We start from the raw sequence: 24,442 nt of genomic DNA on the forward strand, positions 1-24,442 counted from the left end.
AAAATGGCTAAAGACGGAAAACACGTAATTCACGCGGGCGGTATCTTCGCGAACCCACAGCTTCACCGTGAAGGTGCTGCAGCCGCTGATACGCCTCCCGGTACGATTGGTTTCTTCGACAACACCACGAAGAAATTCACCGCTTCCGTGGATGGCAATGAAGCTGCGATTCTCTACGTAGCCAACTATGACTACCTGCGTTGCAAAACCGTAGACGACATCATCAAAGCTGGCGACTGGGTTGTTGCTTTCCACCCAACCCCAGGCGTTTTCTTCAACGTTCCAGCTGCAGCAGGCACTTACACAAAAGGGCAGCCACTCTCTGTGGCCAACGGCCGCGTTAAAGCTGTCGGCACTGATGAATCGGTCCGCTGCTACGTAGAAGAAGACCGCTCATACACCATTGCAACGGCAGGTGACCTCCTGCGCGTGGTCATTAAATAAGGAGCACCTGAATGTTTGTATTCTCCACTAAGCAGGCGACCGAAACCGGGAACCTCGAAGCCAACATGGCTCAGTTCAATGAACTGACTTTCGCTCGCAATTCCAGCGCTCAGGCCGTGGCAGACTTTATTGCTCGTACCCGCGTTCGCGGTGAAGCGGCAAATGCCCCGGTACTGGACGCGGTAAACGCAGTCGACGATATCCGCCGTCTGTACAAGGCCTATGACCAGACCGTGCTGAAGCAATTCGAACCGAACACCGAATTCACGCTGCTGAATGACCTGATGCCTCTGTCTCGTTCTGTTCGTCTTGAAGAGTCTGTGTACGAATACGCTCGCACCGGCGGCCGTGGCTGGGCGCACACCTCAATGTCCGGTCAAATTGGTGCTGCGCTGGATGCTAAGTCTTACACCTTCGATGGCACCATGGTGCCGATCCACGACAGCGGCTTTAAGTTCAACTGGCGTGATCCGGTATTCAATAAAGGCTCCGCGCTCTCATCCCTGGCGGATGCTCAGGCCGGATCAGTTGATGATGTGCGTCGCCAGTATGTGGACTACATCTGGGAAGGCTTCCGTGATGCGGCCGGTAACTACATCAAATTCGATGACAAGACCTGGAAGGGCTTACGACACGATGAGCGTGTGGCGCAGGTAACACTGACCGTTAACTTCGCAACCAGCACCGACCCGAAAGCCATGCGTGCAGCGGCGATCGCCCTGCGTGACGTTCTCAAGCTGCAAAACATGCAGTACGGCCAGCAAACGTGGTACGTCTCCAGCGAAATCATGTCCAACTGGGAACAGTATTTCGATGTGAACTCTCTCCGCACCGTACTGGAAGAGATCTCCAAGCTTTCAGGCATTGCGGCAATCAAAGAAGATGCTGAGCTGACCGGTAACGAAATCGTAATCGTGCCGCTGCAGGCTGGCGTGATTGCTCCTATCGTCGGCCAGGCGTTCGGTACCGTCGCTGATCCGCGTCAGTTCTATAACTCAGATTACGTTTGGCGTACCTGGGGTGCTGCTGGCCTGATGGTTAAGCAGGACATCAACGGTCACTACTCTGTTATTCACGCTTCGAGCTAAGGAAACAACATGGCACTCGTAAAGGTATTGGTAGCAAACCTCTTTGCCGGTGCCAGCCTTCAAAAGCTGGAGGCTGGACAGGTTTATGACGTCGATGATTCGATCGCTGAAAAGTGGATCGAGCAGGGCAAGGCAGAGCAATCCACCGAGAAGAAGGGTGAGAAGCTCGTCTTTGAAGTGGCGACACCATCTGCGCCTGTGGCATCCGGTGCCTCCGATTTGCAGTCAAAACTCAATGAGGCGTTGGCTCAACTGGAGCAGGCTCGGTCTGAAATTGATGCTAAGGATAAAGAGCATGCCGAAGTGATTGAGCAACTGAAGCAGGAAAGTGCAGCTAAGTTGGACGCTGAAACCAAACGCGCTAACGAAGCCGAAGCGGCCCTGGCAGAAGCAATCAAGAAGGCGAAATAACCATGGCTGACCCAATCACAGCGGCAGACGTGCAGGCGTTCCTCGGTGAATTGGGTTACTCCATCCCGGGCGCGCTGCTGGAGCCGATTCTCTGCGTGGTGAACAAGATTATCCCGTGCCTCGATGGTGCCGGGTATGACGAGTGCACTGCGAAGCTGATCCTGATGTACGCCGCCGCGCTTATGGCTACGTCGTCAGGCGCGCGCCGCATCAAATCACAGGGTGCGCCGTCCGGCGCGTCCCGCTCGTTTGAATATGGCGACGACAGCATTACCTGGTTGCGCGACTCTCTGGCCCGTCTCGATACCAGCGGATGCACCGGCGAGTTGCCGATCAGTGCTGGTAACAGCGTGGGCCTGTTCCTGGTGGTCGGGGGCTGCTGATGACGTACAAATCAGTTAAGCACGGGCTGCCGCGTTCATTCGTCCGCGTATGGGTGATGACCGATACCGGGCGAGAGACTACCGGCTACGTGAAATCGGACGGCGAGTGGTTCATCAACTGCCCGCGCATCCGGGCAACTGGCGAGAAGGTGCTGCGCTGGAAGGAGGGCTGATGTCGTCTACTGCTTCATGGTCTTACAACAAACTGTGCACGATATGGCGCAAGGGTGCAGGTGGCAATGACGAGTGGGGCGATCCTGTCGACCCATACGAACCTCCTGAAACCATCATGTGTGACTACATCGGCGGCCTGTCTGCAAAGCTCGGGTCAATCGGTAAAGAGGTTGTGGTCAAAAACACCTTTTTCACGGCTTACGCACTGGCCGATGAGGGCGATTACATCCTGATTGGCGTCAGCACAGAAACAGACCCGGTCGTGGCAGGTGCCGATGAGGTTCGCCATGTAACGCGCTGGAACGATACTCTCGACGGCCTGGAAGATGACTGGGCGATAATTACGGGAGTGTAGCCATGGGCATCAAAGTGCGTGGCACTGCACGTGTTGAGCGCAATATTGACCGAATTCTGAATGATATTCAGGGTAGAAAAGTCATTCGCGCACTCCAGTCAGCGATGATTCTTGGGGCTGCTAGAGCGGCACTTTACACGCCGATCGATACCTCAGCACTTTTAAATAGCCAGTTTCGCGAAATCGTAACTGACGGAGCGGTAATTACAGGCAGGGTAGGTTACTCGACCAACTATGCCGTTTATGTTCATGACCCGGCCAACCCGCAGAGGTTCCGTCGCTCAACTGCTAAAAAGGAATTCCTCACTCTTGGGTTTGAAGAGGAGCGATCTGCCATCGATGATGTTGTGCGTAAGGAGCTTTCACTATGACACCCATGATGCACGAACGGGTGCGAAATATGTTCGGCGACGCCGGTCTAACGACCGGTTTCACGGTGCAGCAGCTGATGTTTGATGACCCAGGTGACATGTCGAAGGCGATCATGGTGTTCAGGCCAAACGGCGGCTCGAATATCCGTACAGACCTCGGCTCTGAGTATCACGTCCTGGTCGACGTAGTAGGCGCAAAAGATAAGCGCAAAGACGCACTCAATGCCGTACAGCGCATCGTCGATTACGTCCAGGCCAACCCCATGGCTGACGAGTGTGTCGGCTACATCCAGAACATGGGCGCAATTCCCGCGCCGGTGCTCACAGAAGAAGGGCGAATAGTCTTCCGACTCCAGTTCGCCTGCACTTACGGCGAATAGCCATCCCAACCAAATAACCCGCTCCGGCGGGTTTTCTTTTATACGTCAAAGAGGAGTTTCACATGGCTAATTGCCAGAACTCGAACGAGCGCCTGTTCGGCGGTGCGGTCGTGCTGGAAGTCGCCGATGGCTGCCCGGACGTCAAGCCACTTGAATCTGAGTGGAAGGCGCTGGCTGCTGGTACGTCGAAAGGCTTCGACTTCAACCCGAACTCGGTTACCTCTGATGCGGATGACGGCGGCGGCTATGTCGAGACCATCATCACCAACAGTGACTTCACCCTGAGCTTTGAAGGTGAAGTGCGCAAGAAGGACAAACTGGACCAGTACGGTGTTGGCAAGTTCATCAAGTATTTCGCTGATGAGCTGAAGGCCAAGCGCCAGCCTGGTATCTGGGTGCGCATGGACTACGGTCCGGTAGAATTCATCGGCTACATGAACATCACGGCGCTGAGTTCGGACGGAGGTACCAACGATATCGTCACGTTCTCTACCGAGTTCAAAGTGGGCGATGCCAGCACAATCGAAGTCAACGAAGTGACGGCAGTGGCGGTGACCGGCGTAACGGTGACCCCTGCTACCAGCACCGGCGCGGCAGGCGGTACCAGTACCTTTACGGTGAATATCGCACCAACAGGCGCAACCAACAAAGACTTCACTGTAGCGACTACCGATGCGACCAAAGCAACAGCTACGGCCACCGGAAACACCGTTACCGTGACTCGCGTCGCCACCGGCAGCGCGCAGATCATCATCAACACCGAAGACGGCAACTTTGTGGCCGTGCATACGGTTACCGTTACCTAACGGACATTCCAAAGGGCGGCGTGCTGCCCTTGATAATGACCGTTTACTGGAAGGCCTATGACCGCTTTAACCGATATTGGCGAACTCTCTATCAGCGACAGCCGCGAAGGCGGGAAAGATTACCTGCTACGGCCTTCATTCGAGGCTATGACGAGGATCGGCACTCCGGAAGAGATTGTGCAGGCGTACGCCACCATACACGGCAATGATGTCGCTCAGCTAATTGAGGTTTGCGCTGGCACGCTGGGAGGATTTCCTGAATGGCTATCTCCATCATTCAACCGCGCTACTGAGAAGCTTTTATCAACGTGCATGCTGGTGCTTCAGGCGTGCTGCGAGGAAGACCTGACGCCTATGATCGGCGAATGGAAGGGATGGCGGCATTGCGTCGTATACCGACCGGGACAGATGCCGAAGAACGACATCATCGTGCTGGCGCAGCACCTTATGCAGCATGGTGTCGTCGGCAAAGCTAAGGTCCGCCAGCTGCAGCGCCATGAAACAGGCAAGCGCACTACAGAGTTTAAAGCATTCGACTACATCAGCGCAGCTCGCAGCCACTTCGGAATGAACCGCACTGAAGCCTCTCAGTTAACGATGACCGAATTTCAGATGCTGCTGGCGGCTAAATATCCTGACCAGAAAGGCTTTACTCGCGAAGAGTACGACAGCATCGCCGACGAATATCTGGCTAAACAGGCAGTTCGACGCGAGAATGCGAAAAAGAAGTAACCGACATTCTATACAACGATACCCTGAGAACAATAAATCATCCTTTTCCGTTGCGCCTGTGCTATTCCTGGGTAGGATGTTCATTTTTACCAAAGGGGAATAGGGATATGAACAAGATATTTGTGGCGCTGGGTTTTATTGCATTAGTAATTACATGCACCTTCGCAGCAAGAGAGCCACTATCTCTCGTCTTCATAATTGCAACTTTCATTATCATTGGCTTTGGATTTGGAAAAATAGGCGAGAAGGCGGCGTTTAATTCCCGTCTTACACAGGCGGAGAGGCGTGGAACTTTACGATTCTGCGCCGTTGGTTTTTTGGCTGTATCATTAGCTGCCAATGTGGGATTTCTTTTTTGGGTCAACTCCCAAACCCCTATTTTTGGTGATGCTTACGCGGAAAGAAAGCAATATGAAGACCTGAAGAGCGACTTAAAAAAACAAGAAACAGCTCAGGAGGAGGGGCGTGCAATCCGATACTACGATGCAAAAGAGTCAGTGAAGGGATTGCTCAAAGACTCATCATCTGCTGAGTTCTCTGGGGAGAAGATCGGCAAGGGTGGTGCAGTTTGTGGGTACGTAAATGCAAAAAATAGTTTCGGCGCTTATGCAGGTAATTCAAGGTATATATCTACCAACGGGCACTCCGTAATAGATGACGATAGCCAGGAGTTTAATGACTCATGGGAAAACACCTGCAACTAACCAACAATAAAACCATATCAAACCTCGCTCAGGCGAGGTTTTTTATTGCCAGGAGAAAACAATATGGCTGGTACCGTCAGCGCTGGAACGATCGTTTACGAAGTGGATATGGACACGGCTCGCCTTCTTCAGGGTCGTCGGGATATTGATGATGCGCTGAATGGCCTCAATGGGAGTATGGGCCGTCTTGAGGCTGGTTTAAACCGCACCGAACGCTCTCTGTCTTCGATTGAAGGCACTATGTCCAGCTTAACTGGCGTCGCGAAAGCGCTCATTGCCGCTCTTTCTGTCCAGCAGGTTGGCGCATATGCTCAGGCATGGCAGGACCTCAGCAATAAACTGGCAAATGCCGTCAGGGATTCCGTACCGCCGTTTGAAACGCTGGCTGATGTCACAGAGCGTGTTTTTGACATCTCTCAAAAGACTCGCTCAGGTCTTGATGCCACGGCCACACTCTATGCGCGTCTGGAGCGTTCAACAAGAAGTTATGGCGTCAGTGTAGAGGACATTACCAGGCTGACAACCATTATTAACCAGGGTTTCGTGGTGTCAGGGTCAACAGCCGAGGAGGCAAGCAATGCAATCATTCAGCTTGCTCAGGGGCTGGCGTCCGGAGCATTGAGGGGTGATGAATTTAACTCTGTGAACGAGCAGGGGAACCGGCTCATGATTGCTCTGGCTGACTCTATGAATGTCAGCATCGGGGCGCTCAGAAACATGGCTGCAGAGGGCAAGTTAACCACTGAGGTGATCGTTAATGGCCTGCTCTCTCAGGGCGATAAAATTGGACAGGAGTTCGCTAAAACTACTGCGACGATCAGCCAGTCTCTTGAAATTGCCAACAACAATATCACGAAATTCTTTGGCGAGAATGCCACAGTAAAAACTGGCGTAAAAATATTCAGTGATTCAGTAATTTCTCTCAGTGAAAACCTGGACGCTCTCAGCACTACGCTCACGATTGTTGCTGGCGTAATGGGCGCGCGGTATGTCGGCGCTCTGACCATGGCTACCTCCGCGAAAATCGCTGATATCGCAGCATCTCGTAAGCAGGCTGTTGCAGAGAGTCAGGCGGCACAAGCAGCTTTGGTTGCCGCTAATTCTGCTCAGCGTAAGGCTCTGGCTGATAAAGAGGCTGCTCTTTCGTCTCTCGCTCTGGCCCAGGCTGAATATAACGTGGCCAAAGGTAGCGCTGCTGAAATGTTAGCGCTTGATGCCCTAATAGCTGCAAAAACTCGGGCAACTACCGTATCTCTCGCTCTTACTGAGGCTGAAACAGTCCAGGCTGCCGCATCAGCAAGGGCGGCGGCGGCGGCACGTGCAGCATCTGCTGGTATTGGACTTGCTCGTAATGCTCTTGCCCTCATAGGTGGTCCAGCGGGGGCGGCTATGCTCGCTGCCGGAGCGATCTTCTATTTCTGGCAGAAAGCCCAGCAGGCAAAAGAGGAGGCGATCGCCTTTGCTGACGGTCTGGATAAGCTAAATGCGTCAATGACGTCAATGAGTAACACCCAACTGCGCGGCACGATTGCAGATGCCAATAATTCTATACGAGCCCAGAAAGAGGCTGTTGCAGACCTGCAGGGTGAAGTTGACTCGCTGAGAGACAGATATCAGAACTTTACCCCGGCAGCGCAGGAAGTTGCTGAATCTATGGGGCAAGGTACAGACTTCGCCCGCCAACAGGCGGAAGTGTCTGATGAACTGGCTCGTAAGACGCGAGACCTTGAGGCCGCTAAAGATAAATTATCCCGAACAGAAGAAACCGCCTCAGAGGCGACTCGCACGCTCACGAACAACATGCTCACGGCGATGGGAGTTCATGATCAACTCATCGAAAAATCTTGGTCTCTTGAGCAGGTTCAGGGTGCCGTAGCGAAAGCCTTTGGAGAGACAGCTGATGAAATAAACCGAGCTAATCAGGCTGGAAAAAGCTTCGACCCCAAAGCGCTGCAGATATCTCCCGCGACCAAGGAGGGCGATAAAGTTATCGCTACTCTGGAAGAGCAGAATGAATTACTTAAAATTCAGGATGAGAGAGCGCGGGCGATAGCCAAAGCCAGGATGCAGGCTGCCAGGGTCACTGACAATCAGAATCAAATCTCTGCAGCTGGCAGGCTGGCTGCTGAAAATTATGATTTAGAGAAGTCAGAAGAAGCCAGAAAAAAATCTCAACAAGAGAGTGAGCAGCAGGGGAAAAAATCAGCGTCTTCTGCTGAATCTGTTGCTCAGAAGCTGGCGAACCTAAAGCAGCAAGCAGAACTGGCGGCAGGGTCAACTCAAGAACTTAGCAGAGAGCAGGCCATGCTTAATGCCGAGCAATCTCTTGGGAAAGGCGCAACTCAGGCCCAGATCGCACAGGCTCGGCAGTATGCTGCAGAGAAATGGGATACGGCCAATGCCATCAAGGCCGAGGCTGCCGCGCAAAAGCTTCTACCGGAAGCGCGCGAAAACGCCAGCTATAAGCAGGATGTTGAGGATCTGAAAACAGCCTTGGCAGCCAAGAAGATTAACCAGGATCAGTACAATAAAACTGCCGAACGTTTGGAGGAAAATCACCAGGTAAATCTGGCTAAGATTCGAGCTCAACAGGTTGTTACTCCGCAACAATCAGCCTTGGGTGAGATTGATCCTGTTCAGCAGCTGGAAAACCAGCATGCCCAGCAATTGGCTCTCATTCAACAGTTTGAAACGCAAAAGGGCCAAATCACTCAACGTGGCCTCGAACTGATGAATGCTGCCAATACACAATACGAGCAGGCCCGTATCGCTGCCCAATGGGAAATCTATCGCAATCAGAGCACCACCAACCAGCTCATGGCTGACGCTGTAGACTCCCTTCAGAGTGGCGCAACTAATGCCATTACCGGTCTGATTAACGGCACCCAAAGCCTGCAGGAGTCCTTCGCCAACATTGGCACGACAATTCTCAGCAGCGTTGTCGATAGTCTTGTTCAGATGGGGATCGAGTGGGTCAAGAGTCAGTTGATGGGTCAGGCCGCTGCGACTGCATCACTTGCATCCACGATGGCTCAGGCCACTGTTGCTGCTTCGGCGTGGGCTCCTGCGGCAATGAGTGCTTCTATTGCAACAATGGGGAGCGCTGCTGCTGTTGGTCAGACGGCTTATGCTGGCTCACTGCTGGCGGCCAAAGGGATGGCGGTTGCTGGCGCCCGCGAGCACGGCGGCCCGGTCAACGCCAATTCTATGTACCGCGTGGGCGAGGGTGGGAAGCCGGAAATCTACCAGGCTAACAACGGCAGCCAGTACATGATTCCCGGTGACAACGGTAGGGTGATTAGCAACCGGGATATGCAGGGTAGTGGCAGTGTTGGCGGTAGCGTCGTCCAGCACATCACCTTTGAAATCAACACAACTGGTGGCATTGATGATGCCACCATGGCGAAGATGTCGCAGATGATGAAGCAGGTAAGCCTGAACACCATCCGAGACCAGCAGCGTCCGAATGGATTACTACGGAGGTAATCGTGCCAGAGATATTTACCTGGTCACCACAGAAAGGCTACTCGGCAGAACGGACACCTAATGTCGCTGTTGTTAAGCTTGGTGATGGTTATGAGCAGCGCCAAACGAAGGGCATTAACCCTCTGATGGATAAATACTCGCTGACATTCACAGGCGTGGATGATGCGAAATGCTCAAGGCCTAATGCTGCGAAAGCTGCCGATGCTTTCCTCAAGGCACGTATGGCGGTGCAGTCTTTCTACTGGACGCCATCTGATACTGGAGTGCAAAAACTGTTTGTTTGCCGCTCATGGAGCATGACAAAGACCGGGCCGCTATACGAACTAACGGCCACATTTGAACAAGTGCCAAGATAAGCCACCCAAGGGTGGCTTTTTAAATGGGAGTTTGCCGTGCGCGACATACCAGTGAATTTAATTATCGATAGTGTCGATGCGGGAGTCGGGGCTTTCATCGACCTTTTTGAAGCAGACCTGCAGCCATACGGCGGAGACCTTATCCGGTTCCATTCCGGCACCAATGGATATTACGGAAATGTGATCTGGAAGGGGAATCAGTATCAGGCATACCCGATAGCAGTCGAAGGGTTCGAGTCAAAGAACGAAGGCACATATGCCCGGCCAACAATGGTGGTGGCGAACGTCACGGGTTTACTGACGGGCATAAACCATGACTTCGACGACATGCTTGGGGTGGTGATCACCCGCCGTCAGGTTCCGGTGAAATACCTGGACGCGGTGAACTTCCCCAATGGCAACCCTGACGCAGATCCGACGCAGGAAGCGGTTTCCCGCTACGTTGTGGAAGAGATGACCGAAGAGACATTCGAGCAGGTCACTTACACGCTGGCGACACCGATTGACTGCGACAACGCTATCATCCCGGCGCGAACCATCCTTGCCGACGTCTGCCAGTGGCTGTATCGCGGCGTCGGGTGCGGATATGACGGGCCGCCGGTTGCAGATGAGCGCGACAATCCAACCACTGACCCGGCGAAAGATAAGTGCTCTCACCGCCGTAGCGGCTGCCGCTTCCGTTATCCACGACCGGAACCAATGCCAATCAGCAGCTTCCCCGGCTCTCAGAAGGTTTCATGATGCAAGAATTACTCGATTATGCGGCATCGTCGCAGGATGAGGTGTGCGGCTTAATCCTGGATGGCGGGCAGTTGTTCCGCTGTCGGAATGTTCACCCGGAGCCTGGAAAGCACTTCCGAATCAGTGATGATGAGTGGCTGGCGGCCGAGGAGGCTGGAGAGGTGACTGCGGTATTTCACTCTCACCCAATGAACAGCCCGGTTCTGTCCGGCGCCGACCGTAAATGCCAGGTTGCATCGGGCCTTCCATGGGTGCTGGCCTGTAACGGGAAAATCAGAACGTTCAGGCCGGTGGATTACCTTTTGGGGAGGCGGTTCGAGCACGGAGTGACTGATTGTTACACGCTATTCCGTGATGCGTATCACCTGTGTGGCATTGACCTCCCTGACTTCGAAAGGACGAATGGCTGGTGGCTGAGAGGGGAGAACCTTTATCTGAACAACATGTCGCGCAATGGCTTCAATCAGGTATCGCCGGGAGAAGCGCTGCCAGGTGACGTAATAATCAGGCAACCATTCCCCGGAGCTGACCCTTGCCACGCAATGATTCTGCTCGATGACAATATGGTTCTTCACCACGATTGCTCAGGGCATTTAAGCCGGAGAGAGCAAATGCGCCCGGCATACGTTAAGCAGATGCATTCCATATGGAGACATGAACAGTGCTCATCTTTAAATTTGCAGGGCATTTACGCCGACATTTCCGCAAAGTCGAGCTGAGCGTTGATACCCCTGCCCAGGGCATTCGTCTTTTGCTTGCTCAGAATCATGAGTTCAAAAAAGCATTCCTGAACGCCAGAGTAAGAATGCGAGTGGCGGGTGAGGATGTTGAAACGTCTTCGGTGCAGTGGCACATGGATCGGCGCCTGAAGGATGGCTCTGTAGTGCTGTTCGTCCCGGTGATTGAGGGGGCGGGACTTGAGACCAGTACGATAGTTCTCATTGGCTCACTGGTGCTGTCTGCCGCCTCGGTTGCTTACTCCATCTACATGTCACGCAACATGAAGACAAAAAACTCCGCAGAAGCCGCAGAGACCAATACGCTCACAAATAACTCATTTACCAGTGCTGAGAACCGGGTGGGGCAGGGGCGCGCGGTGCCACTCCTACTGGGAGAAATGGAGGTCGGTTCGAACGTAATTTCACTCGGTATTGACACAAGCAACAACCAGGACTGGACGGAATCTATTAGCTAAGGTGGCATTATGTCTTCAGGCGGCGGCAAAGCATCAACCCCCAAACTCCTCGACGATAACCTCAAGTCAAAGCAATTTTACCGGGTACTGGATCTCATCAGCGAAGGGCCTATCTACGGTCCCGTTGATCAGGAACACCTGTCATCATTCAAGCTCAATAAGACTCCCGTAACTGATGCGACAGGCAGTGTCAGCGTAAATGGTGTCAGCGTCGCCTGGCGCCCCGGCTCTGAAACGCAATCCCCCATTAATGGCTTCTCTGCTATTGAAGCGACCACCATCGTAAACACCGAAGTAACCTATGATACTCCGCTGGTTCGCACCATAACCGATCAGGACGTTACCCGGGTGCGGTTTAACGTTGGTGTGACCGGACTGGTCGAGCAGGACACCAAAGGCAATCAGAAAAACACGTCCGTCACTCTGGTGTTGGAGAGCAGAACTGGCGCTTCAGGCTGGGTTATTGAAAAGACCGTGACCATCACCGGGAAGATATCAGGCGAATATCTTGAGGCCCATCTGATTGATGCTCCGGATATCAAGCCGTTTGATATTCGCGTTCGCCGCATTACGCCCGACAGCAGCAGTGATTTGCTGTCCAACGGAACTATCTGGAATAGCTGCAGTGAAATCACCGATGACAACCTGAGCTATCCATATTCAGCCATCGCAGGCGCCGTTATTGACCGCGACCAGTACACCGACACCCCAAGCCGCACTTACCATCTTCGCGGACTGATTGTGTCTGTACCAGACAATTATGACCCAATCGCCCGAACTTACTCCGGATTGTGGACGGGTGGTTTCAAACAGGCATGGACAAATAACCCTGCCTGGTTGTTCAGAGAACTGGCAAAGAACTCCCGCTTTGGTCTGGCTAAGCGCGCTGGCTACATCGATGTTGATGACGGTGCGCTGTATGTGCTGTCTCAGTATTGCGATCAGCTTGTTGATGATGGGTACGGCGGAAAAGAACCACGCATGACGCTAAACGCCTACATCACAGAGCAGGCTAGTGCGAGAGACATTCTCGACAAGATAGCGAGCATGTTCCGTGGAATTGCATTGTGGGACGGTGTGCGCCTGTCTGTCATGCTGGATGCGCCACAAGATCCGATTGCGACAATCACGAATGCTAACGTGGTTGATGGCAACTTCAAGCGAAGCTCTGTGAAGCGCTCTGAGAAATACAATGCAGTGGTGGTGTCATGGACCGACCCGGATAACGGTTGGGAGCAGGTAAAAGAGTACGTATCCGATGACGACATGATTGCACGTGGAAATTACAACGAGACTATCCTTGAGGCTTTCGGGTGTACCTCGCGCGGGCAGGCATGGCGAGCAGGTAAGTGGCTACTTGAAACAGCAAAGCGTGAGAGCAGCCGATTAACTTTCCAGATGCCCCGTGACGCCATCCATTTCACTCCTGGCGACATAGTTGAAATCATGGACAACAACTATGCCGGCGCACGCCTCGGCGGCAGAATAATGTCGCATTCAGGCAATAAAATTACCGTTGATGCTGTTGACTCCTCGCTTATCGGCGGTGGGGATACCATGTCTATCATGGGTAGCAATGGTAAGTTCGTGAAGTACGTTATTGACGGTGTTGCAAACAACGTCGTGACCCTGAAGACGACTCCATCATGGGTGCGGGATGGAACGGTTTTTGCCATTTCTACCAGCAGCGTCTCGACTCGTTTATTCCGTATCCTCAGCGTTGCGGAGACCGAAAATAATTCCGTATACAGCATTACGGCCTCCCAGCACGATCCAAATAAGCAGGCCATTGTTGATGAGGGGGCTGTTTTTGACATTCCCAGCGATACCCTTAATGGCTACCGTGTGCCAAACATTGAAAATCTGCGCATCATTAACACAAATTCTGAGACCATTCAGGTCACAGCAACCTGGGAAACAGCTACAACCACTAAAAAGCTGATGTTTGAACTGTACGTTTACAGTGCTGATGGGAAATTAGTTGCGCAGTATGAGACCGATCAGTTCCGATATGAGTTTTACGGCCTGAATGCAGGAAGTTACACGCTTGGGGTTCGTGGTCGAAACGAAAATGGAATGAAAGGCGCTGAGACTCAGGTAAGCCTGATTATCGGAGCGCCTAATCCCCCGAACTCGGTTCAGTGGATACCTGGCCCACTTCAGGCCACTTTAGTTCCGGTCATGTCTGTTACTGCCACATCTGATACTTCTTTTGAATTTTGGTACGCAGGTGAGACTCCGATTCCATTGTCCGACGACATTGAGAATAAAGCTCAATTCCTTGGCCGTGGCAATCAGTGGACCATCCAAAAACTTAAGTTTGACCATGTTTATTACGTTTATGTTCGAACTCGTAATGCATTTGGCGTTTCAGGATTTGTAGAGGCTTCTGGAAAACCAACGGACGACTTCAGTGATATCACCAATGCAATCCTGGAGGAGATTAAAGAGACTGATACGTTCAAAGACCTGATCGAGAGCGCGGTGGAGAGCAGTGAAAAGTTCGCAGAACTGGCTGATGCAATCAAAGAGAATGCAAACGGTCTTGCAGCGGCGGTTGGATCGAATAAGCAGACAGCAGAAGCAATCATTGGGAACGCCCTGGCTATTGCTGATGTTGTTGTGCGTCAGACTGCGCAGCAGGGGGCTAACTCTGCGACATTCGAACAGCTCCGGGATGTGATCGCCACTGAGACGGAAGCCCGCGTCACGGATGTTACTCGTCTAGAGGCGAAAACTGCCCAGAATGAAGCGGGTATTACTGATGTTCGCCAGGCGTTAGCAACGGAAACTGAAACTCGCGCTTCTGCGGTAAGTCAATTGACGGCTGCCACTCAGGCCGCATCTGACAAAGCTGATTCAGCAGCTGCTGTAGGTGCTCAGAATACAGCATCAATCACTGACCTTAGCCAGGTTGTCACGGACCTCGATTCCTCAATGGCATCACGCCTGGAAGAGCTGGGTGCACAAACTGATAAGGCCAGCGGCGGTATTCAGAACAATGCTATCGCGCTGATCACCAGTACGATCGCGCAGGTTAACCAGCGCAACCTCCTGAGCGTCCAGTATGGAGATAACAAAGCCAGTATCGATCGAGTAGACAATGTGATGGCCGACGCCAGTAAAGCTGTCGCTGAGTCATTGCGCGTTTTGGATTCCAGCACCGGTGGGAACACGGCGAATGTCACTGACTTGTCGAAGACACTTGCTGATTTTACCCAGGCGTCTGCTACGCAAATCAATTCGCTAAAGGTCACGGTTAACGGTCAGTCTGCAGCGATTGTCCAGAACGCGCAGGTATCAGCGGACATCAATAACAACCTGAATGCGATGTACAGCATCAAGGTCGCTATTGATTCTAATGGTAATCAGTATGCAGCAGGGATGGGGATTGGTGTTCAGAATACGCCATCCGGCATGCAATCACAGGTGCTGTTTGTGGCTGACCGTTTCGCGGTAATGGCGCAGGCTGGTGGGGCGGTGTCGTTGCCGTTCGTAATCCAGAACGGACAGACCTTCATCCGGGATACGTTCATCCAGGACGGTACCATCAGCAATGCCAAAATCGGCAGCTATATTCAGTCTTCAACATGGGACGGCACCGGAAATGTTGGCTGGCACATCAACAAATCTGGCTACGCGACGTTTAACAACGTGACCGTTCGCGGCTCGATTTACGCCACAAACGGTAATTTTTCTTTCAATGGCTCCGGCAACACAACGGTGATTAATGGTAATGGCGTAACCATTAATATTCCGGGTGGCGGCCGCATCGTACTGGGGACGTGGACATAAATGCCGACAGGACTACTGATAGAACTAAATGACGGCGGAAAGCGCATGGAGATAACTGCGGGCCTGAGATGCCCGTCGTTTGGTGCAAGCTTTGATACTGGCTACCAGAAATCAAAGTATGTGGATATTGCCGGTTATGTTTCAGGTGCGCAGGTGCTGTTTATACCGCATGCGACTGCCTATGTTGATGCGGGGCTGTGGCATAAAATGAATTCCATCACCATCTCTGGTGGCAGGGTTACGCAGAATTCGAGAATGCAGGCTCTGGGCATTAGTGAAAGAGATAGCACCTATACGTTTCCCGGTAGTGTCTGGCAGATATTTCCGACAGGTCAGCGAAGCGGGGTGGGCCTGCTTATCAGCGACAGTACTGACTTCACCTCGATAACCAATGCCACGCAGTCAGGGCAGTGTATATGGAAGGGTACCGTTAATGTTCCGACCGGGGGGTGGGCGGTTCCCACGATAGCAGGATACGACAAGTCGAAGTATGTTGTTTTCGGGCGCTGTAACAGTGGTAACACGATTGACTTCGACGGTAACACGGTCAGGTTCTTCAGCCCTCCGTCCACGAACGATGACGCTCCCGCGACCGGCACGATAGACATCGTTATCTTCGCCAGTGGTGTAGCGCCGCAGGCTGGTATCGGCCTCAATATTTTCAATGCTGCAGGGGCCTGTACCTTTTCAACCACAAAACGACCATTCGTATACCTCAACCAACTCTGGACCCCTTCTACAAGTGCCGTGAGCATCGGTAACGGATATGTTCCGCTGGGTAGGTTTGGGCTAATGGTGCATACGGTAAACGGCATGTATGTATATCGAATGTTCGGAATAAAAATACAGAACGGCAACGCTTCAGTTCAGGGCGGAAAATATCTTGGGCGCGAGCAATATGCCATTTTCGGTAATAACACGGTGACGTCGCTCAGCCTTCCGGTTCTGCCCGATATGTACGTCTGAATACACTGCCTAATTAAATCAACCTCGCTCCGGCGGGGTTTTTTATTACCTGGAGATAATATGATTTACACAACAGGCACCATTGCTATTAGTGGTAACAATGTCACCGGCACAGGTACTAATTTTACCGCCGCAGGTTCTCTGATCCGCAACGGCTGCACCGTTATTGCAATGACCAGTCCAGTGCAGGTTTTTCAGATTACCGCCATCGGCGGCGCAACCTCTCTCACCATTACGCCAGCTGCTAACCCTGCTATCCCTGCGGGAACCAAATATGCCATTCTTCTGAGCGACAGTTTGAGTGTGGATGGTCTTGCGCAGGACATCGCTGAAACCTTCACAATGTATCAACGCTACATGAGCGGCTTTGCTGATGTGATGAACGGGACATCTGATGTCACCATCACTATCAATGGCACTGCCGTTACCGTACCAGGTCAAAAATCACTGGCCAAGAAAGGTGCTAACAGTGACATTACCAGCCTGAGCGGCCTGACTACCGCACTTGGTATCAGTCAGGGTGGAACAGGTGCAAAGAATGCTGCTGACGCTCGCACAAACCTCGGTTTGGGAAGTGGTGCAACGGCGACGTTTCAGACATCAGTTACCGATTCTACTGCAGGACGATTGCTGGTAGTAGGTGGGTTCGGAATCGGGGAGGGAAATACAGCTTCAGGAACACCTGTTTCATCCGGTATTGACTATTTTTCTGAGCCCACGGGACTTTGGCAGACAACAGCTGATACAACGGGGAATTTTCCGACCGACGCATCAAAGTATGGCCAGTTTTTCAGAATGCGTGGCGGAAAGAATTCGATTACGCAGATATACGCGACAGGTCTTGGGTTGGCTAAAGGTGGGCGTATCTGGTACCGAACGCAGGCAGAAAATGTGGCCACTCCGGGGTGGCAGGAATTTTACACCACGTATAACACCACAAAGGCCAGCGACGGCACACTTAAAGCCGCCTCTCCGATTGTGCAGGTCTATAGCGATGGCTCATTCCAGCTCAACGATGAGTCAGAGGGTTGTGCTGTTACACGCATGGGCACCGGAGAATACCTGATCGAAGGCTGCACTGGTCTGAATGCAGACGCCTCCTGGGGAGGAATCGACGGCGGTTTTGACGTACCAACCGATCGGAACAAACAGCCGTTAATCTGGCTGGATTATGACGTGAATGCTGACGGTTCTGTTCTGGTGAAAACGTATCATCGAACTCACCCAAACGCGCCAGCATTTGCTCGCAATGAAATTAAGGGGCTGACTGACGGGGAACCAGCCGATATCCCGGCAGACCAATTCGTCAGTGTACGTGTAGAAATGCCAGCTGATAGTATCTGGAATACAAAGCAACTGGCTGCAAAAAATGCTTTAGAAGACTCCATTGCATTATCAGCTGAACAAAAACAAGGCTCGTGAAGAAGAAGCCGCCGACCGCTATTACATATGACGGGCGGCGGCTGGTTGCTCAGTGTTCATGCCCGAGCAAACGTGGGGAATATTAACCGAGTAAAATTTAAAGGCCAACCTGGCGAACGGTAGGGAATTCAGATACAAGCCACATATCTGACTCTTCAAACATATCCTCCAGCATGCGGTTTAACTTTTCACGATCACTTTTGCTGGCGTTGCTGTTTAAGGCGTTCGCCTGCATCGGCTTAACCTTCACTTCTGCGTCAGGGAAAATCTGGTGCACGCGCTTCGTCAGCTCGGCCAGAATGATTTCTCTGGCCCCTTCTAGCCCCTCAACATTACGCTTGTCATAAACCAGTTCAACAAACATACCGATCCTCTCATGAATGAAAATTGCCTGTACTTGATCTGTTTTTGCAAAAATACTACTGTATATGCATACAGTCAATAAGTGAGTGAGGGTGTGTTAATGCCTCGTCAACCGGATATTCGTGCTGCTTTTATTGCGGCCATACAGCAAAACCCGAAGGGCTATCTCTGCCTGCATACAGACAAATTCATCGCTGAACTGCAGGAAAGGCACTGGCATTTCAGCGTTGCAGATGCAAATGCATGGATCGAGCGATACCAGCCAGGCTTCGCAGATAAGACGACTGACGGAAGCGACAATCGCTACTGGATCTTGCGTAACATGGGGAGGGTATTCTGATGGGCTTTCCTTCGCCGGCTACGGATTACGTTGAACAGCGTATATCACTTGACCAGCGCATCATCACCAGGCCAGCGGCTACGTACTTTATGCGGGCCGGTGCAACGCATTACCGGGAAGGTATCCTCAACGGTGCTTTGCTGGTTGTCGACGCGTCACTGTCTCCATGTGATGGTTCACTACTGGTTTGCGCTGACGGCGGCGAGTTCCGCATTAAACGGTATCGCACCCACCCAGAGCCTCACCTGGAGAATCTCGAAAATGGTAATAGGGAGTTGTTACGACAAAAGGATGAGATGGCAGATTCGGACAGGCCAGTGTTCGGGGTGATCACCTACATCATCAACGATGCGCGATCGGGTGAGTTCGACGACTGCCCGGTGATGTGATGGGGAAAGGGCATAGCTATGCCCGGCGGCATGGCTGTGCATTCTCTGTGTCACAGATGTGTCATGCATTGATGAACCATAACGAAACGCAGAAGCATGTAACGACACGTAATGACACAAATCCGGCGCGAGCGCGGAAAAACTAATGACATTACAGTGTATTAAATAGTACTCTACGTTCTTCTAAGCCGTAGGTCGTAGGTTCGAATCCTACAGGGCGTGCCATTTAGTCTCAGCGCTTAATCCAGCCCACTCTTCCCCGGACCGACCAACCGCTACCGAACCTTCACTCTGTGCCAGCTTTTAACCGTCTGATTTGCGTGGTTAATTCCAGATGTGTATCATTCTGAACCCGGCTCTGTAGCCTGTCGGTCAGAACGTTTGTTCCGCCATCGACCGGTCATTGGCGTAGATCCAGTCAGAGCCACCATACCGCCACTAGCTCATCGGGAAGAGCGACAACCAGGATGTTGTAGTACGGGGTTCGAGGCTCCGGTGGCGGACCAACGCCGACTTAGCTCAGTAGGTAGAGCAACTGACGTGTAATCCGTAGGTCACCCGTTCGATACCGGTAGTCGGCACCCTATTTATGGCTTCCCCGCGGGATGCCTCCGGCACGACATTCGTTTCACTGTTGTACATGCCAATCATGAAGGACATTTATGTGGTATCTACTCGCAACTTCGCTTGCCGCACTTTCCCTGAATAAAAGCCTGGCTTACCTGATGCTGGGGTTAACGGCATTTCTCGGCTGGAAACAGAGCATTCTTGACGCCCCGGCGCTGCTGGTGATTGCATTAATCGTTATTGGCTGGTCTGTTGTTGAATGGCTACGTAATAAAAATAATAAATATACTTATCTGGTCGAAGGCCTGTGCGTGGTCATCGCCGTTGCCCTGGTTTTGCATGCGATCCCTGGCTTCCATAACCCGAAGGTACTGGACGCTGTCGTTGTTGGTCCGCAAAGCATACCGTTCAGTATGTACTTTAATATGGACAAGGCAGTGGTGCCGTTCTTTTTAATTACGTGCATGCCAACGTTATTCGTAGCAAAACCCCTTTATAAAGCTGGCAAGGTCGGCTGGGGAATATTGGTATTGGCGATACCCGCGCTGTTACTTCTGGCTGTTGCGTTGGGCGGGCTGAGAATTGAGCCGCATGCGCCAGAATGGTTTGCTCAATTTGCCCTTGCGAATATTTTCTTCGTCTCTTTGGCCGAGGAAGCCTTGTTCAGAGGCTATCTGCAGCAGCGCTTGTCCCGGGTTGTGCATCCTGTTGTAGCACTGTTGATTGCCTCACTCATTTTTGGGCTAATGCATTATAGCGGCGGTTTACTGCTGATTATTTTTGCCAGCCTCTCCGGTATTATTTACGGCCTGGCGTGGATGTGGAGCGGCAGGCTCTGGGTTGCAACGTTCTTCCATTTTGGGCTGAACTGCGTGCATTTATTGTTCTTCACCTATCCGATGTACGCCCCTCACGCGTCTGTATGATGCTTTTTAAAATAGTGGCCTTATAAATTTGGCTGCCTCCGGATAAGCATAAAAAGCCCCGAAGCATCGGGGCTTTTTTTATATATGCCGGGGGTATGAATAACACATTTACCTTCGCGTCAGAATAAATAGAAGGCTAATTAATTTCATTGTTGTCAGGCTTAAGGTTTTCTTAATCTAAAAATTATCTCGCATTAAAATTTGGGTTTTTATCATTCTAAAATCTGCTAAAAACGAATTTTACACTTTTACGTCTAAACTCGATTGATAGTAATTATCATTAGCGTTGTTGTATGCTTTAATCCTGTCCCACACAGCCCTTTGTTGTTTATCACGTTGGTCTATTAAGGATATGTTCATGAATTCTCGCCTGCTGTCATGCTTCTCGCTTGCCCTGTTGTCTTCATCACTTTTCCTTTCAACTCAATCGTTTGCCGCTGATAACAACGAAGGTATCGTTGTTTATAACGCGCAGCATGAAAATCTGGTGAAGTCGTGGGTAGACGGTTTTACCAAAGAAACGGGTATTAAGGTCACGCTGCGTAATGGCGATGACAGCGAGCTGGGCAACCAGCTGGTGCAGGAAGGCAGCGCATCGCCTGCGGATGTATTTTTAACTGAAAACTCGCCGTCAATGGTGCTGGTTGATAACGCTAAACTGTTTGCGCCATTAGATGCAGAGACATTAAAGCAGGTACCGGCGGAGTATCGTCCGGCACACGGCCGCTGGATCGGGATCGCCGCTCGCAGCACGGTATTTGTCTATAACCCGGAAAAACTGAGCGAGCAGCAGCTGCCAAAATCGCTGATGGATCTGGCTAAACCCGAGTGGAAAGGCCGCTGGGCTGCCTCTCCGTCAGGAGCCGATTTCCAGGCGATCGTCAGCGCAATGCTGGCCCTGAAAGGCGAGCAGGCCACCCTTGAGTGGCTCAAAGCGATGAAAGCCAATTTCGTTGCCTATAAAGGCAACAGCACGGTGATGAAAGCCGTTAACGCCGGTCAGATTGATGGCGGGGTGATTTATCACTACTACCGTTTTGTCGATCAGTCCAAAACGGGTGAAAACAGCAAAAACACTAAGCTCTACTACTTCAAACACCAGGATCCGGGCGCCTTTGTTAGCCTCTCCGGCGGCGGCGTGCTGGCGTCCAGCAAACACAAAGCGCAGGCACAGGCCTTCATTAAATACATCACCGGCAAAGAAGGGCAGGAGAGCCTGCGCACCAATAACGCCTTTGAATATGCGGTGGGCGTGAATGCGGCCTCTAACCCGAAACTGGTGCCGCTGAACGAGCTGGATGCACCGAAAGTGGAACCTTCCACGCTTAACAGTAAAAAAGTCATCGAGCTGATGACGCAAGCTGGCCTGCTGTGATCCTGAGAGTAAAGTGAACGTCCTATGTCTGGTCTGAGTCTCGACATCGGCAAAAACAGAGTGCGGGAGCCTGCCCGCAGGCGTCCTGCGCTGCCGATGGTTGCGTTAGCTGTCCTGTTTTCATTAATGGCGCTTCTGCCTTTGGGCTTTATCATTGCCATAGGCATTGAGACGGGCTGGGAAACCATTAAGGCGTTGGTGTTTCGCCCGCGTGTTGCTGAACTGCTCAGCAACACGCTGTGGCTGACGGCCTTAGCGGTGCCACTCTGTATCGTCACCGGCGTGGCGATAGCCTGGCTGACGGAACGTACTCAGCTGGCCGGGCGGGGGATCTGGTCTGCGCTGGCGGTGGCCCCGTTGGCCATCCCCGCGTTCGTGCAAAGCTACGCCTGGGTGAGTGTGGTGCCTTCCATGCATGGGCTTTCTGCGGGCGTGTTTCTCTCCGTGTTAGCCTACTACCCGTTTATCTATATGCCCGTGGCGGCGGTGCTGCGTCGTCTGGATCCAACGCTTGAAGATGTTGCCGCTTCGCTCGGCACGCCGCCGTGGCGGGTCTTTTTTCGCGTGGTGTTACCGCAGCTTAAGCTCGCGATTTGCGGCGGCGCGCTGCTGGTGGCCCTGCATCTGCTGGCGGAATATGGCCTGTACGTGATGATCCGCTTTGATACCTTCACCACCGCCATTTACGACCAGTTCCAGTCGACATTCAGTGGCCCGGCGGCAAACATGCTGGCGGGGGTGCTGGCGCTATGCTGTCTGGCCATCTTGCTGCTGGAAGGGGTCACCCGCGGGAAAGCCCGTTATGCGCGCATCGGCGCTGGGGCGGCACGTGAACAGACGCGCTGGCCGCTAAAGCCTGTTGCTGCGGCGTTGGGCCAGCTGTTTTTCCTCGTGCTGATTGTGCTGGCGCTGGGCGTACCGCTCACTGTGCTGTGTCGCTGGATATGGCTTGGCGGCGTACAGAACTGGATGAGCGCCGATCTCTGGCACTCGCTGCGCCAGACGCTGATGCTCGGCGTGGGCGGCGCGCTGCTGACCACCGCCTGTGTCATTCCCATCGCCTGGCTCGGTATCCGTTATCCGCACCGCATCTTCCGGATGCTGGAAGGGTGCATTTACATCACCAGCTCTCTGCCGGGGATCGTCACCGCCCTCGCGCTGGTCACGGTCACCATTCACTATGCACGTCCGATTTATCAGACCGAAATTACGCTGTTCCTGGCTTATCTGCTGATGTTTATGCCCCGTGCGCTCATTAACCTGCGGGCCGGGATTGCCCAGGCGCCGGTGGAGCTCGAAAACGTGGCGCGCAGTCTGGGCAGCACGCCCGCGAAGGCATTGTGGAGCGTCACCATGCGATTGGCCGCGCCCGGTGCGGCGGCAGGGGCGGCGCTGGTCTTCCTTGGCGTCAGTAACGAACTGACGGCGACGCTGCTGCTCTCCCCGCTGGGAACGCGCACGCTGTCCACCGGTTTCTGGGCGCTGACCAGCGAGATCGATTATGTTGCCGCTGCGCCTTACGCCATGCTGATGATTTTGATTTCACTTCCGCTGACCGCCATTCTTTATATGCAGTCCAAAAAAATTGCAGGGCTATGAGATGCTTGAATTAACGTCCATTTCTAAATCGTTTTCCGATGCGCAGGTGCTCGACAGCTTAAACCTGAGCGTCGCGCCGGGAAGCCGGACGGCGATTGTCGGGCCGTCAGGGTCGGGTAAAACCACGCTGCTGCGTATCCTTGCCGGGTTCGAAACGCCGGATAGCGGACGTATCGTGATGCAGGGCCGAACCCTGTTCGATCAGAACAACTTTATTCCCGCGCATCTGCGTAAAATTGGCTTTGTTCCTCAGGAGGGGGCGCTCTTCCCGCATCTTAATGTGGCAGACAACATTGCCTGGGGATTAGACGGTACCCGCCACGAGAAGCGCCAGCGCGTGGAAGCACTGATGGAGATGGTCTCGCTTGACAGACAACTCGCCACGCACTGGCCGCATGAGATTTCCGGCGGCCAGCAGCAGCGCGTGGCGCTTGCCCGCGCGCTGGCGCAGCGTCCTTCCCTGATGCTGCTGGATGAACCCTTCTCGGCGCTGGATACCGGCCTGCGCGCCATGACGCGTAAGGCCACGGCTGACCTGCTGGCGGAAGCGGGCGTGGCCTCGATCCTGGTTACTCACGATCAAAACGAAGCGTTGTCCTTTGCCACGCAGGTGGCGGTCATGCGATCCGGACGTTTCACTCAGGTTGGCACGCCTTATCAGGTCTATAGCCAGCCCGTGGATGAAGAGACGGCGCTGTTCCTGGGGGATGCGGTGATCCTGCCTGCTCAGCTCGCCAGCGGCTATGCGCTCTGCGCGCTGGGCGAGGTGCCCACGGATAACGCCCAGGCGACGGGGCAGGGCAGAGTGATGTTGCGCCCTGAGCAACTGCACGTGACGGCATGCGCGGCGCACGAAAGCCCGGTGTCGATTGTTGATGTGGATTTCACCGGCCAGCTCTCCACGCTGACGCTGGCGTTAGCCGGACAAACGGAGCCGATTACCCTGAAAACCGTCAGTCAGCCTGGATGGCACCCGGGGGCGGCGGTGCGTATTGATATTGCTGGTACGGCGCGCGTTTTTGAATATTCTTAATGTTCGTTAGTAATTTAATCCAACGGGTTGTTATAAAAGAA

26 protein-coding genes and 1 tRNA gene are annotated in these 24,442 nt (G+C 52.9%); 26 read left to right on the forward strand and 1 reads right to left on the reverse strand.

The window, feature by feature from the left end; genetic code table 11:
• The first annotated feature begins 3 nt into the window (after positions 1-3).
• The 19 genes from ACQG19_RS06085 (at position 4) to ACQG19_RS06175 (ending at position 17,809) form a co-directional block, all read left to right on the forward strand.
• Positions 4-444, forward strand: coding sequence for a hypothetical protein (locus ACQG19_RS06085; protein WP_108684215.1), 441 nt, complete (start codon positions 4-6; stop codon positions 442-444).
• A gap of 11 nt (positions 445-455) precedes the next feature.
• Positions 456-1,532 carry a major capsid protein gene (locus ACQG19_RS06090; RefSeq protein ID WP_063159380.1) on the forward strand — a complete coding sequence of 359 codons (1,077 nt, stop codon included), beginning with the start codon at positions 456-458 and terminating at the stop codon, positions 1,530-1,532.
• A gap of 9 nt (positions 1,533-1,541) precedes the next feature.
• Positions 1,542-1,943 (forward strand): hypothetical protein, encoded by a 402-nt coding sequence (locus ACQG19_RS06095; protein ID WP_426725849.1) that lies wholly within the window; start codon positions 1,542-1,544, stop codon positions 1,941-1,943.
• Positions 1,944-1,945: 2 nt separating this feature from the next.
• Positions 1,946-2,326 carry a DUF7370 family protein gene (locus ACQG19_RS06100; RefSeq protein ID WP_196343293.1) on the forward strand — a complete coding sequence of 127 codons (381 nt, stop codon included), beginning with the start codon at positions 1,946-1,948 and terminating at the stop codon, positions 2,324-2,326.
• Positions 2,326-2,499 carry a hypothetical protein gene (locus tag ACQG19_RS06105; RefSeq protein WP_426725850.1) on the forward strand — a complete coding sequence of 58 codons (174 nt, stop codon included), beginning with the start codon at positions 2,326-2,328 and terminating at the stop codon, positions 2,497-2,499. The genes ACQG19_RS06100 and ACQG19_RS06105 overlap by 1 nt, the downstream gene beginning before the upstream one ends.
• Positions 2,499-2,855, forward strand: a complete 357-nt coding sequence (locus ACQG19_RS06110; protein WP_426725851.1) for a hypothetical protein — start codon at positions 2,499-2,501, stop codon at positions 2,853-2,855. The genes ACQG19_RS06105 and ACQG19_RS06110 overlap by 1 nt, the downstream gene beginning before the upstream one ends.
• A gap of 2 nt (positions 2,856-2,857) precedes the next feature.
• Positions 2,858-3,226 carry a hypothetical protein gene (locus ACQG19_RS06115; RefSeq protein WP_045336300.1) on the forward strand — a complete coding sequence of 123 codons (369 nt, stop codon included), beginning with the start codon at positions 2,858-2,860 and terminating at the stop codon, positions 3,224-3,226.
• Complete coding sequence (locus ACQG19_RS06120) at positions 3,223-3,606, forward strand: phage tail termination protein (RefSeq protein WP_045354798.1); 384 nt, start codon at positions 3,223-3,225, stop codon at positions 3,604-3,606. The genes ACQG19_RS06115 and ACQG19_RS06120 overlap by 4 nt, the downstream gene beginning before the upstream one ends.
• Positions 3,607-3,668: 62 nt before the next feature.
• A complete protein-coding gene (locus ACQG19_RS06125) occupies positions 3,669-4,412 on the forward strand; it encodes an Ig-like domain-containing protein (RefSeq protein ID WP_426725852.1) in 744 nt (247 codons plus the stop codon).
• A gap of 57 nt (positions 4,413-4,469) precedes the next feature.
• The gene (locus ACQG19_RS06130; protein WP_426725853.1) at positions 4,470-5,144 is read left to right on the forward strand and encodes a DUF6246 family protein; all 675 of its coding nucleotides are present in this window, start codon (positions 4,470-4,472) and stop codon (positions 5,142-5,144) included.
• 107 nt (positions 5,145-5,251) lie between these two features.
• Positions 5,252-5,848 (forward strand): hypothetical protein, encoded by a 597-nt coding sequence (locus ACQG19_RS06135; protein ID WP_052135636.1) that lies wholly within the window; start codon positions 5,252-5,254, stop codon positions 5,846-5,848.
• A 63-nt stretch (positions 5,849-5,911) separates the two neighbouring features.
• The gene (locus ACQG19_RS06140; protein WP_426725854.1) at positions 5,912-9,334 is read left to right on the forward strand and encodes a tape measure protein; all 3,423 of its coding nucleotides are present in this window, start codon (positions 5,912-5,914) and stop codon (positions 9,332-9,334) included.
• Between the two features lie 2 nt (positions 9,335-9,336).
• Positions 9,337-9,690, forward strand: coding sequence for a phage tail protein (locus ACQG19_RS06145; RefSeq protein WP_063161534.1), 354 nt, complete (start codon positions 9,337-9,339; stop codon positions 9,688-9,690).
• A gap of 36 nt (positions 9,691-9,726) precedes the next feature.
• A complete protein-coding gene (locus ACQG19_RS06150) occupies positions 9,727-10,431 on the forward strand; it encodes a phage minor tail protein L (RefSeq protein WP_394983095.1) in 705 nt (234 codons plus the stop codon).
• Positions 10,431-11,150: a C40 family peptidase gene (locus ACQG19_RS06155; RefSeq protein WP_054829864.1), complete on the forward strand. Its 720-nt coding sequence runs from the start codon at positions 10,431-10,433 to the stop codon at positions 11,148-11,150. The genes ACQG19_RS06150 and ACQG19_RS06155 overlap by 1 nt, the downstream gene beginning before the upstream one ends.
• Positions 11,093-11,626: a tail assembly protein gene (locus tag ACQG19_RS06160; RefSeq protein ID WP_058660771.1), complete on the forward strand. Its 534-nt coding sequence runs from the start codon at positions 11,093-11,095 to the stop codon at positions 11,624-11,626. The genes ACQG19_RS06155 and ACQG19_RS06160 overlap by 58 nt, the downstream gene beginning before the upstream one ends.
• 9 nt (positions 11,627-11,635) lie before the next feature.
• Positions 11,636-15,421: a phage tail protein gene (locus ACQG19_RS06165; protein ID WP_426725855.1), complete on the forward strand. Its 3,786-nt coding sequence runs from the start codon at positions 11,636-11,638 to the stop codon at positions 15,419-15,421.
• Positions 15,422-16,387: a DUF6453 family protein gene (locus ACQG19_RS06170; RefSeq protein WP_350389311.1), complete on the forward strand. Its 966-nt coding sequence runs from the start codon at positions 15,422-15,424 to the stop codon at positions 16,385-16,387.
• A 60-nt stretch (positions 16,388-16,447) separates the two neighbouring features.
• Complete coding sequence (locus tag ACQG19_RS06175) at positions 16,448-17,809, forward strand: phage tail protein (RefSeq protein ID WP_426725856.1); 1,362 nt, start codon at positions 16,448-16,450, stop codon at positions 17,807-17,809.
• A gap of 97 nt (positions 17,810-17,906) precedes the next feature.
• On the opposite strand, the gene ACQG19_RS06180 is transcribed toward ACQG19_RS06175, so the two are convergent.
• Positions 17,907-18,173: a DinI family protein gene (locus ACQG19_RS06180; RefSeq protein ID WP_426725857.1), complete on the reverse strand. Its 267-nt coding sequence runs from the start codon at positions 18,171-18,173 to the stop codon at positions 17,907-17,909.
• Between the two features lie 99 nt (positions 18,174-18,272).
• Between ACQG19_RS06180 and ACQG19_RS06185 the strand changes: the two genes are divergently transcribed.
• The 7 genes from ACQG19_RS06185 to ACQG19_RS06215 all read left to right on the forward strand — a co-directional run bounded on the left by ACQG19_RS06185 (position 18,273) and on the right by ACQG19_RS06215 (position 24,401).
• On the forward strand, positions 18,273-18,512 hold the full coding sequence (locus ACQG19_RS06185) for a hypothetical protein (protein ID WP_196343306.1): 240 nt from the start codon (positions 18,273-18,275) through the stop codon (positions 18,510-18,512).
• Positions 18,512-18,901: a S24 family peptidase gene (locus ACQG19_RS06190; RefSeq protein ID WP_426725858.1), complete on the forward strand. Its 390-nt coding sequence runs from the start codon at positions 18,512-18,514 to the stop codon at positions 18,899-18,901. The genes ACQG19_RS06185 and ACQG19_RS06190 overlap by 1 nt, the downstream gene beginning before the upstream one ends.
• 508 nt (positions 18,902-19,409) lie before the next feature.
• A tRNA-Thr gene (locus ACQG19_RS06195) sits at positions 19,410-19,482 on the forward strand.
• Between the two features lie 81 nt (positions 19,483-19,563).
• Positions 19,564-20,394, forward strand: a complete 831-nt coding sequence (locus tag ACQG19_RS06200) for a CPBP family intramembrane glutamic endopeptidase (RefSeq protein WP_045293282.1) — start codon at positions 19,564-19,566, stop codon at positions 20,392-20,394.
• Positions 20,395-20,752: 358 nt separating this feature from the next.
• A complete protein-coding gene (locus tag ACQG19_RS06205) occupies positions 20,753-21,769 on the forward strand; it encodes an iron ABC transporter substrate-binding protein (RefSeq protein ID WP_108453269.1) in 1,017 nt (338 codons plus the stop codon).
• 24 nt (positions 21,770-21,793) lie between these two features.
• Positions 21,794-23,368 carry an ABC transporter permease gene (locus ACQG19_RS06210; protein WP_038982839.1) on the forward strand — a complete coding sequence of 525 codons (1,575 nt, stop codon included), beginning with the start codon at positions 21,794-21,796 and terminating at the stop codon, positions 23,366-23,368.
• A 1-nt stretch (position 23,369) separates the two neighbouring features.
• Positions 23,370-24,401 carry an ABC transporter ATP-binding protein gene (locus ACQG19_RS06215; protein WP_040021458.1) on the forward strand — a complete coding sequence of 344 codons (1,032 nt, stop codon included), beginning with the start codon at positions 23,370-23,372 and terminating at the stop codon, positions 24,399-24,401.
• The last annotated feature ends 41 nt before the right edge of the window (positions 24,402-24,442 follow it).

Origin of the sequence: Enterobacter cloacae complex sp. 277I4 (genome assembly GCF_050031465.1) — a bacterium.
GTDB classification, from domain to species: Bacteria; Pseudomonadota; Gammaproteobacteria; order Enterobacterales; family Enterobacteriaceae; genus Enterobacter; species Enterobacter cloacae.

What these genes read in the sequence shown, in the direction of transcription:
- ACQG19_RS06165 (WP_426725855.1), top strand. Translation starts at nt 11,636, where the DNA reads ATGTCTTCAGGCGGCGGCAAAGCATCAACCCCCAAACTCCTCGACGAT.
- ACQG19_RS06090 (WP_063159380.1), top strand. Translation starts at nt 456, where the DNA reads ATGTTTGTATTCTCCACTAAGCAGGCGACCGAAACCGGGAACCTCGAA.
- ACQG19_RS06125 (WP_426725852.1), top strand. Translation starts at nt 3,669, where the DNA reads ATGGCTAATTGCCAGAACTCGAACGAGCGCCTGTTCGGCGGTGCGGTC.
- ACQG19_RS06185 (WP_196343306.1), top strand. Translation starts at nt 18,273, where the DNA reads ATGCCTCGTCAACCGGATATTCGTGCTGCTTTTATTGCGGCCATACAG.
- ACQG19_RS06115 (WP_045336300.1), top strand. Translation starts at nt 2,858, where the DNA reads ATGGGCATCAAAGTGCGTGGCACTGCACGTGTTGAGCGCAATATTGAC.
- ACQG19_RS06100 (WP_196343293.1), top strand. Translation starts at nt 1,946, where the DNA reads ATGGCTGACCCAATCACAGCGGCAGACGTGCAGGCGTTCCTCGGTGAA.
- ACQG19_RS06130 (WP_426725853.1), top strand. Translation starts at nt 4,470, where the DNA reads ATGACCGCTTTAACCGATATTGGCGAACTCTCTATCAGCGACAGCCGC.
- ACQG19_RS06190 (WP_426725858.1), top strand. Translation starts at nt 18,512, where the DNA reads ATGGGCTTTCCTTCGCCGGCTACGGATTACGTTGAACAGCGTATATCA.
- ACQG19_RS06205 (WP_108453269.1), top strand. Translation starts at nt 20,753, where the DNA reads ATGAATTCTCGCCTGCTGTCATGCTTCTCGCTTGCCCTGTTGTCTTCA.
- ACQG19_RS06085 (WP_108684215.1), top strand. Translation starts at nt 4, where the DNA reads ATGGCTAAAGACGGAAAACACGTAATTCACGCGGGCGGTATCTTCGCG.
- ACQG19_RS06135 (WP_052135636.1), top strand. Translation starts at nt 5,252, where the DNA reads ATGAACAAGATATTTGTGGCGCTGGGTTTTATTGCATTAGTAATTACA.
- ACQG19_RS06095 (WP_426725849.1), top strand. Translation starts at nt 1,542, where the DNA reads ATGGCACTCGTAAAGGTATTGGTAGCAAACCTCTTTGCCGGTGCCAGC.
- ACQG19_RS06175 (WP_426725856.1), top strand. Translation starts at nt 16,448, where the DNA reads ATGATTTACACAACAGGCACCATTGCTATTAGTGGTAACAATGTCACC.
- ACQG19_RS06110 (WP_426725851.1), top strand. Translation starts at nt 2,499, where the DNA reads ATGTCGTCTACTGCTTCATGGTCTTACAACAAACTGTGCACGATATGG.
- ACQG19_RS06155 (WP_054829864.1), top strand. Translation starts at nt 10,431, where the DNA reads ATGCAAGAATTACTCGATTATGCGGCATCGTCGCAGGATGAGGTGTGC.
- ACQG19_RS06210 (WP_038982839.1), top strand. Translation starts at nt 21,794, where the DNA reads ATGTCTGGTCTGAGTCTCGACATCGGCAAAAACAGAGTGCGGGAGCCT.
- ACQG19_RS06200 (WP_045293282.1), top strand. Translation starts at nt 19,564, where the DNA reads ATGTGGTATCTACTCGCAACTTCGCTTGCCGCACTTTCCCTGAATAAA.
- ACQG19_RS06120 (WP_045354798.1), top strand. Translation starts at nt 3,223, where the DNA reads ATGACACCCATGATGCACGAACGGGTGCGAAATATGTTCGGCGACGCC.
- ACQG19_RS06180 (WP_426725857.1), bottom strand. Translation starts at nt 18,173, where the DNA reads ATGTTTGTTGAACTGGTTTATGACAAGCGTAATGTTGAGGGGCTAGAA.
- ACQG19_RS06140 (WP_426725854.1), top strand. Translation starts at nt 5,912, where the DNA reads ATGGCTGGTACCGTCAGCGCTGGAACGATCGTTTACGAAGTGGATATG.
- ACQG19_RS06215 (WP_040021458.1), top strand. Translation starts at nt 23,370, where the DNA reads ATGCTTGAATTAACGTCCATTTCTAAATCGTTTTCCGATGCGCAGGTG.
- ACQG19_RS06170 (WP_350389311.1), top strand. Translation starts at nt 15,422, where the DNA reads ATGCCGACAGGACTACTGATAGAACTAAATGACGGCGGAAAGCGCATG.
- ACQG19_RS06105 (WP_426725850.1), top strand. Translation starts at nt 2,326, where the DNA reads ATGACGTACAAATCAGTTAAGCACGGGCTGCCGCGTTCATTCGTCCGC.